Here is a 16122-nt window from a genome sequence, read left to right on the forward strand (position 1 = left end):
ATCTCACTGGAGGTTCATCGTGTCACGTTTGGCATCAACTGCACTGGCAGTCACCGGTCTGGCTGGCGGCTACGCAACCGGTCGTGCCACCAAGAAGCGTCCACTGGCGGCAGTGGTTCTGGGTGCGGCAGGCGTGGGTGCATTCATGATCTGGAAGAAGGACGCCGGAACCGCGCGGGCAGTCACCCTGGCCTCCGCCTACGTTTCAGGCTTCGGCGCGTCCCACCCGATGGCCAAGTCGATGGGCGCATGGCCTGCAGTCAACACCGTCACCGCAGGCGTCGGTCTGCTCTCGCTGCTCCTGGGCGGCAAGAAGAAAGCCGCTGACCAGTAGGAATCCCAATAATCCTTTTGTCGGGGTCGAGTGCTACGTTGACTAGGTAACTATCTAGTCGGCGAAAGGCACCGGCCCCGTGTTCTTTTTGAACCAGCACCTCGTATACTCGGCCAGCGACCTGTCAATCGCCGTCGACTGCCAGTACCAGTCGCTGTTCCTGCTGGACGTCCGGCTGGAACGCCGAGAGAAGCCGGACGCCGTCACCGACGAAATGCTGCACCGCACCGCGGTGCTCGGCGACGTGCACGAACACCGCGTCCTGGACCAGCTTGTGCAGAGATACGGCGAGTACAACCCGCAGACCGGGACCGGGGTCAAGAAATTCACCGACCGGCCGGAGATGACCGAGCAGTCCCTGCGCCGGGCCCATGAGCAGACGCTGGCAGTGCTGCGCAGCGGTGCCGACGTCATTTTCCAGGCGACCTTCTTCGACGGGTCATTTGTCGGCTTCGCCGACTTCCTGGTCCGCCAGGAAGACGGATCCTGGGCCGTGTGGGACACGAAGCTTGCCCGCCATGCCCGCGTCAGCGCGCTGCTCCAAGTCGCAGCCTACGCGGACCAGATGATGGCCGAGGGCATCGAGGTCCACCCCCACACCACGCTGGTGCTGGGCGACGGCACCCATTCGTCCCATCGCATCGATGAGATCCTGCCGGTCTTCCGCGCGCAGCGCGACCACTTCCTGTCCATGGTGCGCGAGCACCAGGCCTCCGGCCAGCCCGTGGCCTGGGATTCGGACCAGCTGCGCCTGTGCGGCCGATGCAGCCTGTGCGCCGAACAGGTGGAGCAGACCCGCGACCTGCTGCTGGTCGCCGGCATGTCCATGGCCCAGCGCGAAAAGCTGCGCCGCCAGGGCATTTCCACAATCGACCAGCTCGCCGCGCTGGAGCCCGATCCCAAGACCTCGCTGGCCCGCGCCGTGGAGCAGGCCCGCATGCAGGTGGGCGCCGACCCGTTGGCCACCACCATCCAGAACGTGTCCTACCGGGTGAAGTCGGACCAGACCATCACCAGCCTGCCCAACCCCGACCAGGGGGACATCTTCTTCGACTTCGAGGGCGACCCGCTCTACCAGGAACCGCTGGATGATTCATGGGGCCTGGAATACCTGTTCGGAGTGATCGAGAACGACACCGGTAAACCGGTGTTCCGTCCGTTCTGGGCGCACAGCCGGGCCGGCGAACGCCGGGCATTCCTCGACTTCATCGAGTACGTGGAACAGCGGCGCCGCCGCTTCCCGGGCATGAAGATCTACCACTACGCGGCCTATGAGAAGAGCGCCCTGCGCAAGCTCTCCCAGGTCCACATCGCCGGGGAGGACGAGGTGGACCAGTGGCTGCGCGAGAACCTGCTGATCGACCTGTACGACACCGTGCGCAATTCGCTGGTCGTCTCCACCCGCTCCTACTCGATCAAGAAGCTTGAACCGCTGTACATGGGCGAGCACCTGCGCTCGGGCGATGTCACCGACGCCGGCGCCTCGGTGGTCGCCTACGCCCAGTACATGCAGGCCCGCGATTCAGGCGCCGATGCCGAGGCGCAGCAGGTGCTGGATTCCATTGCCGACTACAACGAATACGACTGCCTCTCGACGCTGCGCCTGCGCGACTGGCTGCTGTCCCTTGTCGATTTCCAGCCGCACACGCTGATTCCGGACTCGGCTGTGCCCGAAGCCGTCGAGGAGTACGAGCCGGCCCCGGAGGAGCTGCGCCTGCAGGAGTACCTGGCGGCGCTGCCCGAGGGCGAGGCGCTCGGCGCGGACGACCGCGCCATCGCGATGGTCGCCGCCGCGACAGGCTACAACCGGCGTGAGAAGAAGCAGTACTGGTGGGACCACTTCGACCGGCTCAGCAAAAACATGGACGAGTGGGCGGACGTGCGCGGGGTCTTCATGGTGGATTCGGCGCAGGTGCTCGAAGACTGGCACAAGCCCACGCCGCGGGCCCGCACCGTGACCAGGATTTCAAGGCTGCACGGCACCCTGGCCGAGGGCTCGCTGCTCTCCCCCGGCTCCGGGGTGTTCGCCATGTTCGCCGGCCCGCTGCCCGAAGGCATGGAGGTCGACGACAAGGCGCTGCGCGGCGGCGCCTTCAATGCGACGGTGGTGGAGGTGGGCGAGGGCTGGATCACCATCGCGGAGAAGACCAGCGGCAAGATCCCCGAATACGGGGCCTTCCCGGTCGCGCTCACCCCCGACAAGCCCATTGCCACCAAGAGCATCGACGAGGCGCTGGCGCAGCTCGCCATCGCGGTGGGATCCACTGTCCCGGTGCTGCCGCAGCAGCCGGGCATCGACATCCTGCGCCGCATCCCGCCACGGCTGAAGACCCTGGCCGCGCCGGTGGAGCCGGCCGTGGTGGACGGCAGCGCCCAGGTCTACCAGGCCGTGGTGCGCACGCTGCAGGACCTGGACAACTCGTACCTGGCGGTGCAGGGCCCTCCGGGCACCGGCAAGACGTTCGTCGCCTCCCACGTGATCCGCGAACTGGTGGATGCCGGATGGAAGATCGGTGTCGTGGCGCAGTCCCATGCGGTGGTGGAGAACGTGCTGCGCAAGGCCATTTCCGCCGGCGTCGACCCGGATCTGGTGGCCAAGGAGGTCAAGCACAAGGACCCGGTGCCGTGGCACGGCACCGACAAGGAGGACCTGGAGCGCGTGCTGTCCGGCCGGGACGGCGCGCTGATCGGCGGCACCGCCTGGACCATGACCGGATCCAGGGTGCCGGCCGGCAGCCTCGATCTGCTGGTGATCGACGAGGCCGGGCAGTTCTCGCTGGCCAACACCCTGGCGGTGTCCCGGGCGGCCCGCAACCTGCTGCTGCTCGGCGACCCGCAGCAGCTGCCGCAGGTGACCCAGGGCTCGCATCCGCAGCCGGTGGACGAATCGGCGCTCGGCTGGCTGTCCAACGGCCGCCCGGTGCTGCCCCGGGAGCTGGGCTACTTCCTGGCCGCCTCGTGGCGCATGCACCCGGCCTTGTGCGCCAAGGTCTCCGCGCTGAGCTACGACCACCAGCTGTTCTCCGCGCAGGCCGCCGGCCAGCGCAGCCTGGCCGGCAGCGCCGCCGGGGTGGAAACCCGGCTGGTGGAGCACCGCGGGAACACCGTCAGCAGCGCGGAGGAAGCCGCGGAAATCGTCGCGCTGGTGCGCGAGCATCTGGGCATGCAATGGTCCCCGGGACAAAACGCCGCCTCCCGCACGCTGGCGGCCTCGGACATCCTGGTGGTCGCCGCCTACAACGCGCAGGTCAACATGGTGCGCGAGGTCCTGGAATCAGAGGGGCTCGGGGACGTGCGGGTCGGCACCGTGGACAAGTTCCAGGGGCAGGAGGCCCCGGTGGTGCTGATGAGCATGGCCTGCTCCAGCGCGGCCGACGCGGCGCGCGGCATCGATTTCCTGCTCAACCGCAACCGGGTCAACGTGGCGATCTCCCGCGGCCAGTGGAAAGCGGTCATCGTGCGCAGCGACCGGCTGACTGACTACCTGCCCTCCAGCCCGGCGGCCCTATCCCAGCTGGGCGCCTTCATGGCGCTCTAGCCCGGCTGGATCCCGCCGTCCGCCGGCCCGGCGCGCGTTCAGCGTGCCGGGTCGATGACCTTCTTGACGTCGAAGAACTCGGAGAGCACCGGACGGTCCCCGCGCAGTTCCTTGTCGAACTGCAGCCCGTCGATGTTGATGCGCATCTGGCGCTGGTAGTCGTCGGTCTGCTGCATCCACGCGCGGATGGTGCCGTCCACGCCGTAGAAGTACTTGAATCCCTGGTTTTCCAGGTATTCGTACCGGCTTCCGGAGTACTTGGCGGTGCGGGCGATGTCCGAGCCGAACGGGTAGATCAAATGCTCGGTCTTGCCCACGATCGGCTCGACTTCTTCCTTCCACAGCTTCATGTCCCGCTTGAAGCGCGCCATGTCCACGGTGCCGGTGGAAATGTGGCCCCAGGAGTGCGAGGCGAAGATCCAGCCCTCGTCCTTCATGGCGTCCGCGACCTCGGTCGCGGCCTTCTGGTCCTTCTTGATGTTCTTGTTTTCCGGGTACTGGCTGGCCGAGGTGCGGTAGCCGAATTCGCCGTTGTACCCGGTCATGGCCACGAGGCCGCGGGCGTCGCGGTAGGAGAAGTCAGGATGCTCCTCGATGAAGTCGTCGAGCATGGTGGTCACGTCGTAGGCTCCCACATGCGTTTTGCCCTTGGCATCGGTGTATTCGTTGCGGACCTTGCCGTCCTTGTCCACCAGCAGCTTGCTCGCGAACCCGTCGCCGTCCATGTACTCGTAGTAGCTCACGTCATCCACCGACAGCACCAGCGGCTGCTTGCCCTTGGGAAGCATGATCTTGCGGTAGGCCATGTTCCCCTTCTTGTCCGGGCCGGCGAAGTCCGCGGGGTTCACCAGCACGAAGTCCCGGGCGTAGAGCTCCTCGATGATCGCGGTGAACTCCTTCTGGGTCACCATGTAGTCCTTGTAGCCCTGGGCTTCGCCGTCCCCGTCGAAGGCGCGGTCGGTGTCGATGACCAGCGAGTGGAAAAACAGGTGCGGGATCTGGTTCGGCTTCTCCCAGGCCACGGTCTGGGACTTTTCCTCTTCCAGCCCCGGGACCAGTTTCTGCAGTTCCTCGCTGGGGTCCTTGGAAGCCATCTTGATGGCGGCCGGGTAGTCGTAGCCGTCGGCCAGCCGGTTGATCTCCGCCTTGGCCTCGGCCACGCGGGCTTCTTCCTGCGCGGCCTGGGCGGAGGCGTCCGGGGCGGCCGACGCGTCGTTCGCCGCGTCCTGCGGGTTGGGTTGCTCACTACTGCATCCGGCGAGCGCCGCCACCAGGATCCCTGCGGCCAGCAACCGTGCGAACTTCATCATCTTCGACCTCCATGCCCGAAACGCGCCGAAAACCAGCAGATACGGCGTTGTCATCGTCTCGTTCCGACACTACACAGGCAGCCCTGCCAAAAACACCGAATGGCAGTTCATTACTCCAATCGATACAAAACTGGCATCTGCCGCGCAGGGGGCGCACATCTGGCGTGAAGCCGGATGCTCTAGAATTAGGAGGTTAGGCGTCAAGAAGATCAAGGAAATGCATGCAGCCCTCGCACCGCGCGAATAGCCTGTGGATCCAGTCCCAGCAGTTCAGAAGCTCGGCGGCGTACCGGCTCTTAACGGCCCAGCCCTGGGCGGTCGCCTTCATCCGCGCCGAGTTCACCGCGGACCGCCCGCGCATCGCGCTGGAACTGTTCCACGCTTCGCTGGATTCCTTCCTGAAAACCGCCCGCACGAGCGACGAGCAGATCCCGCAGACCTACAGTGCGCAGGACTTCGCCGAAACCTGGGTCAAGCAGGGATTGCTGGCCCGTCCGCTGATCGACGGGCGCTTCGTCTACGAGCCCAGCGCCCAGACCCTGCGCACGCTGCGCTTCCTAGCCGATTTCTCCACCGACGACTCGCACCTGAACTCCTCGCGCCTGAACACGCTGCTGTCCTCGCTGGAATCCCTGGCCCACGAAACCGACCCGGATCCCGAGGCGCGCATCCGCGCGCTGGAATCCCAGATCGCCCAGCGCCAGGCGCAGATCGACCAGCTGCGCTCCGGCACCGATCCGGCGGTGCTCTCCCGCACCACCGCGCTGTCCGCGGCCCGCTCGGTGCTGGATCTGGCCGCGAGCCTGCCGGCGGACTTCCGCCGCATGCGCGACGGGGTGCAGGACATGCTGCATTCGCTGCGCGAGGGAATCCTGGACGCCTCCACCGCCAAGGGCGTGGCGGTGGGCCAGGTGCTGGAAGCCGACCGGCAGCTGCGCTCAACCGCCGAGGGCGAGACCTTCCGCGGCTTCACCGAGTTCCTGAATTCCCCCGAAGCCCAGCAGCGTTTCCGCGCGGCGCTGGCCGAGGTGCTGGAGCGCGACTTCGTGGACGACCTGGACACCCCCGAACGCCAGATCCTCACCAACCTGCTGCGCGAGCTGCGCCGCCAGGCCGCCGAGGTGCACACCTCCTACGGCAAGCTCTCCGAGTCCCTGCATGCCTTCGTGCAGTCCGAGGACTACAAGCAGGCCGAGTTGCTGCGCCGGGCGGTGCGCGAGGCGGAGGCCGCGATCAGCAAGTCCGCGGGTCTGAAGCCGCGCAGCGGGCTGGCCCCGCTGGAACTGTTCGCCCCGCAGTTCGTCACCCTGCACGGGCTGGGCATCTACGATCCCTCCGAGCACGTGGCCCCGCCGCCGCTGGCCCATGCCCCGGAATTCAGCGCCGAGGACATCGTGCGCACCCCCAGCACCCCGGAGGCCGACATGCCGGCGCTGCGCAGCGCGATCGCGCAGCGGCTGCGCGGCGCCGCGCAGGACCCGGTGCCGCTGGATCAGGTGTTCGCAGCCCTGCCCGCCGAGCACCAGCACCTGAATACCATCCGCGCGCTCATCGAGATCGGGCGCACCAACGGCGAGAACCTCGACGAGTCGCAGCTGCTGGGCATCGAATTCACCCAGCTTGATGGTTCCACGCGCACCGCCTACCTGCCCGCCCTGAGCTTCACGAAGGAGCCGCTATGACCTACACCGACTCATATGCCGCACCGATCACCGATCCGCTGTTCGACGGGGATACCGGCAGCTTTCCGCTCCCGCTGCGCCAGCTGCTGGTGCGGCTGCTGCGCGGCCCGTACCTCGACGGCTCCGTGGACGCCGCGGCCTGGCAGCTGCTGCTGGATTCGCAAGGCGCTGTCACCAAGTACTTCTCGGAGATCTTCCTGGCGCTGAGCCTGGACATGGAGCGCAAGATCGCCATGCTGGCGCCGGTGGACATCGAGCAGGCGCACACCGCGCCGATCGCCCCGCGCCGCCCGCTCAAGCGCGACGAGACCCTGCTGGCCCTGCGGCTGCGGCTGCTGCTGGAGCAGCAGTCGGGCACCGGGGCCGATGCGGTGATCTCCCGCGCGGGCATGCACGAGATCTTGGCCGAGCACCGCGCCGCCGCCGACCGCGACGACAAGCGCTTCGCCGAGTCCTGCGATGCGGCCATCGCCCGGCTGGGCTCGCTGCGGCTGCTGACCAATACCGAGCTGGCCGACGAGTTCCGCATTTCCCCGGCGCTGGCCATGGCCCTGCCCTTGGCCTCCATCCAGGACATCCCGCGCTACATCGCGGCGATCGACGCCAACGAAGGCGTGCTTAACCTCGCCGAGGCGGAGCCCGACGAGTCCGACGCATCCGAACAGACCGACGCACTGGTGCAGGAGTAGCCGATGAGCATTGAAATGACGCTGCCGCTGGGCGGCGAGATCAACCCCGGCCAGCACCGCCTCTCGCGCGTCCAGCTGGTGAACTGGGGAACCTTCCACGGGCTGCACGACCTGGGGGTGGACCGCGCCGGAACGCTGGTCACCGGCCATCCCGGCGTGGGCAAGTCCACGCTCTTCGACGCCATGGGCCACGTGTTCTTCGCCAGCCCGCGGCTGAACGAGTCGGCCAACGACGCGGCCACCCGCGAGGACCGCCGCACCACCTATTCCTACATGCGCGGACGCAAGTTCAAGACCAGCTCCGGCACCGTGTTCCAGCGCCCCGGCGCCACCTGGAGCGCCGTGCTGCTCAGCTACCAGGACGGCCTGGGCAACACCGTCAGCGCCGGCGCGGTCTTCGACCTGCCGGATGCCGGGCTGGAGGGCCAGGTGTCCAAGCACTACCTGTTGTGCGAGGGCGCGCTGGACATCGCCGAGCTGGAGAACCACGGCCCGCGCCGCTTCACGGTCTCCTCGCTGTCCAAGGCGCTGGCCCCGGCCGAGGCCTTCGACACCCACAAGGCGTTCATCGACCGGCTGCGCCGCCGCCTGGGCGTGGAAAGCGACAAGGCCTTCGCCCTGCTGCGCACCCTGCAGAACGGCAAGGGCCTGGCCAAGGGCGTGAACCAGTTCTTCCGCCACGAGGTGCTGGAGGAACCTGCCACGCTGAAGGCCGCCGCCGCCGCGGTGGAGGACTTCGCGCACCTGCGCGGCATCTACCGGCAGCTGGACACCGCCCGCGCGCAGCGCGACGTGCTGGCCGCCGTGCCGGAGCAGGACCGGGCCTACCGCTCGCTGGCCGAACGGATCGGCGAGACCCGCCAGCTGCTGGAAACCGAGCTAGCGCAGCTCGAAACGCAGGTGCGCCAGCTGGTGCTGCGCAACGACCTGGCGGCGCACCGCGCCGAGCATGCGCAGCTCACGGCCAAGCAGGCCGAGCTGGGCGAACGCAAGGCCAAGCTCGATGACCAGCTGCAGTCGCTGGAGGCCGCGCACGATTCGGCCGGCTCCGCCTCGCTGATGCTGCTGGAACGCGAAGCCGACGCCGCCCGCAAGGCGCTGAGCGAGAAGGAGCGCGTGCTGCACGCCCTGCAGGAGCAGGCCGACCAAGCCGGGCTGGCCTTCGAATTCAGCGCCACCGGGCTGGACGAGCTGCGTGCCAACGCCGCCCGCACCCTGCAGCAGCTGGACTCCATCACCAAGGACGCGCAGACCGTTGAATACGAGGCCATGGCCTCGCTGGTCAACCTGCGCAAGCGCGCTGACACGCTGGCCGAGCAGATCCGCTCCTACCAGCGCCGCAGCACCAACATCGACGACCGCTCGGTCGCGGCCCGGCGCGCCATCGCCTCGGCCTGTTCGCTGCGCGAGGAGCAGCTGCCCTTCGCCGGCGAGCTGATGGACGTCTCCGCCGACTGCGCCATGTGGCGGCTGGCCGCGGAGAAGGCGCTGCACTCGGTGGCCCGCACCCTCCTGGTGCCCGGCGAGTTCCTGGCCCAGGTCACCCACGCCATCGACAAGCTCGACGGGCTGGGCCGGGTGCGCTGGGCGGACATCTCGCTGGCCCCGCGCGAGGTCGAGGCCGGCCCGGCGGACCTGGTCACCAAGCTGGACTTCGCCCCGGGCGAGGCCGGCGCCTGGCTGCGTGCAAAGATCACCTCCGACTATCCGCTGGCCTGCGTGGAGAACGACGCGGCCATGCACATCCATCCCAAGGCCATCACCCCGGCCGGCACCATCAAGACCGGCACCGGCATCTTCGAGCGCGACACCCGCACCCTGCCGGCCTCCGAATACCTGCTGGGCTTTACCAACGAGGCGAAGATCTCCGAGCTGCAGTCCAAGGCCGCGCGCCTGGAAATCAAGGTGCAGGACGCCAAGAAGGCGGCGGATGACCGCAGCGCCGCCAAGGCCAAGGTGCTGGCCAAGGCACAGCTGCTCGGCGCGCTGATCGAGGACGAGCGCACCTTCGCGCAGCTGGATGCGGCCCCCGCGCTCCAGGCGCTGCGCCGCAGCGAGCAGAAGCTGGGCGACGCGCTCACGCTCTCCGGGGATTCCTCCCGGGTCCGCGCGCAGATCGAGGCCGCCAAGGCCGAGTCCGAGCAGCTGGTCGGAGACCTGGCGCTGGTCCGCTCCCGCGCCGGCGAGCTGGGCCTGCAGATCGAGCGGGCCGAAAAGGTCCTGGCCGCCGGCCCCGAGGACAGCGGCGACTGGCTGGAGCGGGTCCCGGCGGCGCTGCGCGGCCACGAGCTGCTCGGCGGATTGCTGGAAACCATCGGCGCCGGCAGCAGCCCCGCCTCCGAGGAGATCTCCAGCGCCTTCGCCGAGGTCAAGCTGCAGCTGGCGGGCCAGCTGAGCGAGCTGACCGCGCAGCGCCAGGAAATCGGCGGCGCGCTGAGCGAGACCTTCCGCCGTTTCGCCCGCGAATTCGGCGGCTCGCACGCGCAGACCCACGGCACTTCCCCGGAGGCCGCGGAGCACTATGCCCAGCTGCATGAGCAGATCGTCGCCGACGGCCTGCCGCACCACGAGGCGCAGTTCCGCGAATACTTCGCCAACCGCTCCTACGAACGTTTCAGCGACCTATTGCAGCTGCTGGACGAGGAGCGCCGGATGATTTCCGAGCGCATCAAGCCGCTGAACCAGATCCTCGGCGAGGTGGCCTTCGAGCACGGATCGCTGCTGCGCCTGGAGGTGGAAAGCTCCATCCCGGTGGAGGCCGCCACCTTCCGCAAGGACCTGAAGAGCGCGCTGCAGGACGCCTACACCACCAAGGACGAGGGCACGCTGGCCAGCTCCTACCAAGCGCTGGAGGCGCTGGTCTCGGCGCTGAGCGATCCCGGCCTTTCGGCCTGGCGTTCAACGGTGCTTGACGTGCGCCAGCATGTGGTGATCAGCTGCAACGAGCACAAGCCGAACGGCGAGGTGGAGACCGGGCTGGAACCTGGCACCCTTTCCGGCGGCGAGGGGCAGCGCTTCACCTCGTTCATCATGGGCGCCGCGCTGGCCTACCAGCTCGGCTTCGCCACCGCCGGGTTCACGTCCTTCGGCACGGTGATGATCGACGAGGCGTTCATCCAGGCCAACTCCGAATATGCCGCGGCGGGCATCCGCGCGCTGCAGGAATTCGGTTTCCACCTGGTGCTGGCAGCCCCGGAGGACAAAATCGATTTGAGCCGCCACCTGGGATCCATCACGGACATCATCAAGCATCCGGGATCCAACATCTCGGGCTTCGTCACCACCGGCCGCTCCCCGGCCATGGCCACCACCATCACGCTGCGCTAGCTGCGCGGCACAGCACGGGGCCCGCAGGACGTTCCGCCACGCATCCGGCAAAGCGTCCTGCGGGCCCTTGCCTGCCTTCGGCGTGGCTACTGCATCTGTTCCCGGATCCGCTGCGGGATCATGCTCACCCGGGTGACCAGCGTCTGCGGGGCGAACTCGGGATCGATGCATTCGTCCCAGTATTCCAGGTGCTTCTCATCGAGCCAGTGCGCCGAGTCGCGGACCTCGGTACCGCCGTGGCCCTGGATGCTGTACCAGTACAGGTATTCGGCCCCGTCCAGCGTCTCGCTGAAAATCGTCTCGACGTACATCCGCTCCCCCTCCAGGGTTTCCAGCACCGCCGGCATATTGGAATTCAGGAACTGCAGCCATTGGTCGACTCGTTCGGTTTTGCCTGGTTTCACGCGAAAACGCATCAGCTCAATGTTCATTGAACCAACGGTATACGAGCAACGCCCGGGTCCGATGACGTGAAGTCATCGGACCCGGGCGTCTGCCTGCCGGTCGCGAGGCGCCGGGCTACTCGGTCGCCAGCCCCTGGACCGGGGAGAGCTTCGCGGCGCGGCGTCCCGGGGTCACCGAGGCCAGCAGGGCGGCTACGATGCTGACTACCAGCACCAGGGCCAGCTGCAGCCACGGGATCTCGTAGGACATCTCGCCGACCGCAGAGAGCGTGGCATGCGCGCCGAGCAGTCCGTAGACCACGCCGAGCACCAGACCCAGCAGGGCCGCCACGCCGCCGATCAGCACGGCTTCCTGGGCCAGCATGGCCCGCAGCTGCTTCTTCTTCAGGCCCAGGGCCCGCAGCAGCGAGTTCTCGCGGGTGCGTTCGAGCACCGAGAGGCTGAGCGTGTTGGCCACGCCGATCAGCGCGATCAGCACCGCCACAGCCAGCAGGGCGGACACGATGGCCAGCAGCACGTCGATGACCTGGGAGAACATGGCGTTCTGCACCACGCCGCCGTCGATCATGTACGACTCGACGTTGGCCACATCGGCGATCTGCTCAACCAGGGCGGTGATGTCGGCGTTGGACAGGTCGGGGGCCGCCTTGATCAGCACGCCGCCGTACTCGTTCTCCGAGTCGGCCAGCTTCAACGATTCCAAGGTGTCCTTGGTGACCAGGTCCTGGTATAGCGCCGCGGAGGACACCTTGACGTCCAGTTCCCTGCCGCCGACGGTCAGCTTCTTGGGCTGTTCTTCTGTGCCGGTGTTGAAGCGGATGATCTGCCCGTCCGCCGGCACGATGCTCTGGTCCAGCACGGTCTTGGAGAAGCCCTGCGGATCGACGCCCATCAGCTGTACCGGGGCTTCGTCCTCCCGGCCCTTGATTTCCGCGGTGCCGGCCACGAAGGTCGAGGTTTCCTCGATGCCGTCCAAGGAGGCCAGCTCGCGGGCCAGTTCCTGGGTCTTCGCGTCGTCGACCTGGCGCTCGTACAGCGAGAGGGTCAGATCCACGGGGAACTCTCCGGCCAGGGAAGTGTTAAGGCTGGACTTGGCCGTCTGTCCGCCGACCATGATCATGGAAACCAGGGTGACTCCGATCAGCAGGGCCGTGGCGGTGGCGGTGGTGCGGCCCGGGTTGCGCACTGCGTTCAGGGCGGCGAGCTTGCCAGCCACCGAGCGCCCGGCCACCAGCTTGCCGATGCCGAAGACGCTGGCCGGGACGAACAGCGATGCGAGCATCAGGATGCCCGGGAAGGAGAGCAGGCCGCCGAGGAAGGCGATGGGCAGCGAACCGTCGATCGCGCCCCAGGCCAGCAGCCCGGCGCCGGCCAGGGCCAGCAAGATCCCGATGACGATGCGCAGCTTGCCGGCGCGGTTTTTCACGCTCGCCGCGTCGAAGGGACGCAGGGCCGCCAGCGGGGCGAGCTTCATGGCGCGGCGGGCCGGCAGGCTCGCGGCGATGACGGTCATTGCGATGCCCACGACCACCGGGATCACCAGGCCCTTGGCATCCAGCGCCAGCGTGGCGTAGGACAGGCTCGGCACCATCACGTGCAGCAGCTGGATCAGGCCTGCCATCAGCGCGACGGCCAGGGCCACGCCGATCGCCGAGGCGACGATGCCGATGACCAGGGCCTCGATGAGCACGGAGCTGCGGATCTGCTTGCGCTTGGCGCCCAGGGTGCGCAGCAGCGCCAGTTCGCGGGTGCGCTGGGCGATCACCACGTTGAAGGTGTTCACCACGACCAGGCCGGTGACCACCAGGGCGACCAGGGCGAACACCAGCAGCACCACGGTGAGCTGGTCGGTGCCGTCCGTCAGCATGGCGACGTCCTTGATGACCTTTTCATCGGCGGTCAGTACCGAGACGTCCCTCATCTGGTGCTCTGCGAAGTACGCGGCCAGCGCCTGCTGGGCGGCCGGGAGGGAGTCCTTGGCATCGATCACGATGTTCTGGAAGGAACCGGAATCGCCGGCGATCTTCGTCCAGACGGATTCCGGCAGGCCCACCATGGCGTAGCCGGAGAGCTGCGGATCGGTGCTGGTGCGCTGGATGCCCACCACCTTCATGTCCTTGGTGGACTCGGAGGTGGTCAGGCCGACGGTGTCCCCCACCGAGACCTTCATGCGATCGGCGTGCTCGTCGTCGAGGATGACCTCGTCGGCGTTCAGCGGGGCACGGCCTTCGAGCAGCTCCATGCCGCCGAGGTTCTGTTCGGCGGACACCGGCTGGAGCAGCACGCCATAGCCGTCGTCCGCGGTGTACAGTTCACCGGTTTCGTAGGCGGTGCCGTAGGCGGTGGAGATCTCCGGGAGCTTGCGGATGTCCTCGACCTGTTCCATGGCCAGTTCGGTGTACTCGAAGTCGGGATCGTCCTCCGGCACCAGTTCCCAGTCCTGGAAGGCGACCAGGTCGGCGTTCTTGTAGGTGTCGCCCAGCGAGTTCTTCAAGGTCGCGCGGGTCGAGGTGTTAACGGCCAGGGTGGCCGCGAGGAAGGCGGTGCCGATGGCGACCGCCAGGACCACGGCGATATAACGCCGTGCATAGGTCTTGATATTGGCGAGGGCTACGTGCAGCATCGACTACTCCGCCAGCGAGGCCAGGGCCTCGGTCACGGTGGCCACGGTCGGGTCATCCAGCTGGCCCACGATGCTGCCGTCCTTCATCAGCAGCACGGTGTCCGCGTAGGAGGCGGCGGCCGGGTCGTGGGTGACCATGATGATGGTCTGGCCCATTTCGCGGGTCGAGGTGCGCATCAGCGAGAGCACCTCGGCCCCGGTGCGGGAGTCCAGGTTGCCGGTGGGCTCGTCGCCGAAGACCACCTCGGGGCGGGTGAGCAGGGCGCGCGCCACGGCGACGCGCTGCTGCTGGCCGCCGGAAAGCTCGTGCGGCTTGTGGCTCAGGCGGTCGCGCAGGCCCAACGCGTCGATAACGGTGTTGAACCATTCGCGGTCGTGGCTCTTGCCGGCCAGCGACAGCGGCAGCAGGATGTTGTCCTTGGCGTTGATGGTCGGGACCAGGTTGAAGGACTGGAATACGAAGCCGATCTGCTCGCGGCGCATCATGGTCAGCTCGTCGTCGTTCAGGTTCATCAGGTCGCGGCCGCCGATGATGATCTCTCCGGCGTCCGCGGTGTCCAGCCCGGCCAGGCAGTGCATCAGGGTGGACTTGCCGGAGCCCGAGGGGCCCATGATGGCGGTGAAGCGGGAACGGGCAAAGGCGACGTCTACTGTCCGCAGCGCCTCCACGCGGGTGCTGTCATGTCCGTAGCTTTTGGTCAGACCTCGGGCGCAGACCGCGTATTCGGTAAGGGGCAGAGTTTCAGATGTCATGTTCCAAGACTATAAAAGGCCAAGAGAAACCCGTATCGGCCGACAGGCCGGTCTTGGATGCCGCCGGCTCATACCTGGGTATGAGCCGGCATCCTGGACGCTGGTTCCGCGGGTGCGCGCCGCCCGGTCAGCACCCTGTATGGCGCTCGGTGACGCTGTGCGATTCCGGTTCGATCTGGAAGGTCGAGTGCTCGATGCTGACCTCAAAGTGCGCTGCCACGCACTGCTGCAGGTTGCGCAGCAGGCCCCCGGCAGCGTCCGCGTCGAACATCTCGTTCTTGACCACCACGTGCGCGGTGAGCACCGGCAGGTTGGAGGCGATCTGGCTGGCGTGCAGGTCGTGCACGGCGAGCACGCCCGGCTGGCCTTCCAGGTGGGTGCGCACCGCGCCCAAGTCCAGGCCGCGCGGGGTGGATTCGAGCAGGATGTGCGTGGTTTCCTTCAGCAAGGTGGCGGCGCGGGGCACGATCAGCGCGCTGATCAGCAGCGCGGCCACGGAGTCGGCGCGCATCCAGCCGGTCAGCGCGATCACCACGGCCGCGACGATCACGGCGACCGAACCCAGCGCGTCATTGACGACTTCCAAGAAGGCCGCGCGCATGTTCAGGTTGTGGCCCCGTCCCCCGGCGATGATCAGCATGGAGGCGATGTTGCCGAGCAAACCGATGATGCCGAAGACCAGCAGCCCGGCGGGCTGGACCTCCGGCGGGTCGAAGAGCCGCTGGACCGCGTCCACCGCGGCGTAGATGCCCACGGCCAGCAGCAGCGCCGACTGCAGGGTCGCGGAAAGCACCTCGGCCCGGCGGAAGCCCCAGGTGCGTTTCATGGTGGGCTTGCGCATGATCAGGTTGGCAGCGGTCAGCGCCATCAGCAGCCCGGCGGTGTCGGTGAGCATATGCGCCGCGTCCACCAGCAGGGCCAGCGAGTTGGTCATGATCGCGCCGATGACCTCCGCGACCAGGATGCTGGCGGTGATGCCCAGCGCCCAGGCCAGCCGGGTCCGGTTGGTGGCGGAATGGTCGTGGGAATGCGCGTGGGAGTGGTCGTGGCCCATGGAGCTACACCCCGCCTTCCGGAGAGGGGTGGCCCTCATGCCACTGGTGGTTGCGGTTGGCCGGGCGCCCCAGGCGCAGCGCCTGGCTCTGCACGGCGGCCAGGTCCTGGGCGTGGCTCAGGGAGTACAGGCTCGCGCGGCCCTGGCTGCGGACGCTGACCAGGCCGCTGTCCTTCAGGCAGGAAAGGTGCGCGCTGACGGTGCTCTGCGCCAGGCCCAGATGCTCGGTGAGGTCCTTGACCTTGTGCTCACCGGTTTTCAGGTGCTCAAGGATCAATAGCCGCGTGGGGTCGGCCAGCGCATGGAACAGCGCCGCGAGCTGCAGGCGCTGCTGGGCCTCTTCCATTGCATCGATCTGTGACTCTATTATCGCCATATGACGATGATAGCATTTCAGGCCGCCGCTCA

The 16122-nt window shown here is 67.6% G+C and carries 11 protein-coding genes; 5 read left to right on the top strand and 6 right to left on the bottom strand.

Going from position 1 to position 16122, the window contains the following annotated elements:
• Positions 1 to 19 precede the first annotated feature (19 nt).
• Positions 20 to 334: a hypothetical protein gene (locus tag C1H84_RS06210; protein ID WP_113606868.1), complete on the top strand. Its 315-nt coding sequence runs from the start codon at positions 20 to 22 to the stop codon at positions 332 to 334.
• Positions 335 to 413: 79 nt separating this feature from the next.
• Positions 414 to 3872, top strand: a complete 3459-nt coding sequence (locus C1H84_RS06215; protein ID WP_113606869.1) for a TM0106 family RecB-like putative nuclease — start codon at positions 414 to 416, stop codon at positions 3870 to 3872.
• 38 nt (positions 3873 to 3910) lie between these two features.
• On the opposite strand, the gene C1H84_RS06220 is transcribed toward C1H84_RS06215, so the two are convergent.
• A complete protein-coding gene (locus C1H84_RS06220) occupies positions 3911 to 5182 on the bottom strand; it encodes a polysaccharide deacetylase family protein (protein ID WP_244910825.1) in 1272 nt (423 codons plus the stop codon).
• A 221-nt stretch (positions 5183 to 5403) separates the two neighbouring features.
• Between C1H84_RS06220 and C1H84_RS06225 the strand changes: the two genes are divergently transcribed.
• From C1H84_RS06225 to C1H84_RS06235, 3 genes are read left to right on the top strand one after another with little or no spacing between them, the layout of a single operon-like run.
• Positions 5404 to 6864 (top strand): DUF3375 domain-containing protein, encoded by a 1461-nt coding sequence (locus tag C1H84_RS06225; RefSeq protein WP_047118323.1) that lies wholly within the window; start codon positions 5404 to 5406, stop codon positions 6862 to 6864.
• Entirely contained in the window at positions 6861 to 7553 is a 693-nt protein-coding gene (locus C1H84_RS06230) for a DUF4194 domain-containing protein (RefSeq protein WP_113606870.1), read from the top strand. The genes C1H84_RS06225 and C1H84_RS06230 overlap by 4 nt, the downstream gene beginning before the upstream one ends.
• A 3-nt stretch (positions 7554 to 7556) precedes the next feature.
• On the top strand, positions 7557 to 10880 hold the full coding sequence (locus C1H84_RS06235) for an ATP-binding protein (RefSeq protein ID WP_113606871.1): 3324 nt from the start codon (positions 7557 to 7559) through the stop codon (positions 10878 to 10880).
• Positions 10881 to 10966: 86 nt separating this feature from the next.
• Here the strand turns inward: C1H84_RS06235 and C1H84_RS06240 are convergent, their stop codons facing one another.
• The 5 genes from C1H84_RS06240 to C1H84_RS06260 all read right to left on the bottom strand — a co-directional run bounded on the left by C1H84_RS06240 (position 10967) and on the right by C1H84_RS06260 (position 16090).
• On the bottom strand, positions 10967 to 11311 hold the full coding sequence (locus C1H84_RS06240; RefSeq protein ID WP_113606872.1) for a DUF6176 family protein: 345 nt from the start codon (positions 11309 to 11311) through the stop codon (positions 10967 to 10969).
• Between the two features lie 88 nt (positions 11312 to 11399).
• Entirely contained in the window at positions 11400 to 13907 is a 2508-nt protein-coding gene (locus tag C1H84_RS06245) for an ABC transporter permease (RefSeq protein ID WP_113606873.1), read from the bottom strand.
• 3 nt (positions 13908 to 13910) lie between these two features.
• Complete coding sequence (locus C1H84_RS06250; RefSeq protein ID WP_047118318.1) at positions 13911 to 14660, bottom strand: ABC transporter ATP-binding protein; 750 nt, start codon at positions 14658 to 14660, stop codon at positions 13911 to 13913.
• 127 nt (positions 14661 to 14787) lie between these two features.
• Entirely contained in the window at positions 14788 to 15714 is a 927-nt protein-coding gene (locus tag C1H84_RS06255) for a cation diffusion facilitator family transporter (RefSeq protein WP_053797400.1), read from the bottom strand.
• A gap of 4 nt (positions 15715 to 15718) precedes the next feature.
• Positions 15719 to 16090 carry an ArsR/SmtB family transcription factor gene (locus tag C1H84_RS06260; protein ID WP_047118316.1) on the bottom strand — a complete coding sequence of 124 codons (372 nt, stop codon included), beginning with the start codon at positions 16088 to 16090 and terminating at the stop codon, positions 15719 to 15721.
• Positions 16091 to 16122: the final 32 nt, after the last annotated feature.

It is taken from the genome of Glutamicibacter soli, from assembly GCF_003309065.1.
Taxonomy (GTDB): Bacteria; Actinomycetota; Actinomycetes; order Actinomycetales; family Micrococcaceae; genus Glutamicibacter; species Glutamicibacter soli.

Coding starts and splice junctions, on each gene's coding strand:
- C1H84_RS06220 (WP_244910825.1), bottom strand. CDS start 5,182: ATGATGAAGTTCGCACGGTTGCTGGCCGCAGGGATCCTGGTGGCGGCG.
- C1H84_RS06225 (WP_047118323.1), top strand. CDS start 5,404: ATGCAGCCCTCGCACCGCGCGAATAGCCTGTGGATCCAGTCCCAGCAG.
- C1H84_RS06230 (WP_113606870.1), top strand. CDS start 6,861: ATGACCTACACCGACTCATATGCCGCACCGATCACCGATCCGCTGTTC.
- C1H84_RS06235 (WP_113606871.1), top strand. CDS start 7,557: ATGAGCATTGAAATGACGCTGCCGCTGGGCGGCGAGATCAACCCCGGC.
- C1H84_RS06240 (WP_113606872.1), bottom strand. CDS start 11,311: ATGAACATTGAGCTGATGCGTTTTCGCGTGAAACCAGGCAAAACCGAA.
- C1H84_RS06245 (WP_113606873.1), bottom strand. CDS start 13,907: ATGCTGCACGTAGCCCTCGCCAATATCAAGACCTATGCACGGCGTTAT.
- C1H84_RS06250 (WP_047118318.1), bottom strand. CDS start 14,660: ATGACATCTGAAACTCTGCCCCTTACCGAATACGCGGTCTGCGCCCGA.
- C1H84_RS06255 (WP_053797400.1), bottom strand. CDS start 15,714: ATGGGCCACGACCACTCCCACGCGCATTCCCACGACCATTCCGCCACC.
- C1H84_RS06260 (WP_047118316.1), bottom strand. CDS start 16,090: ATGGCGATAATAGAGTCACAGATCGATGCAATGGAAGAGGCCCAGCAG.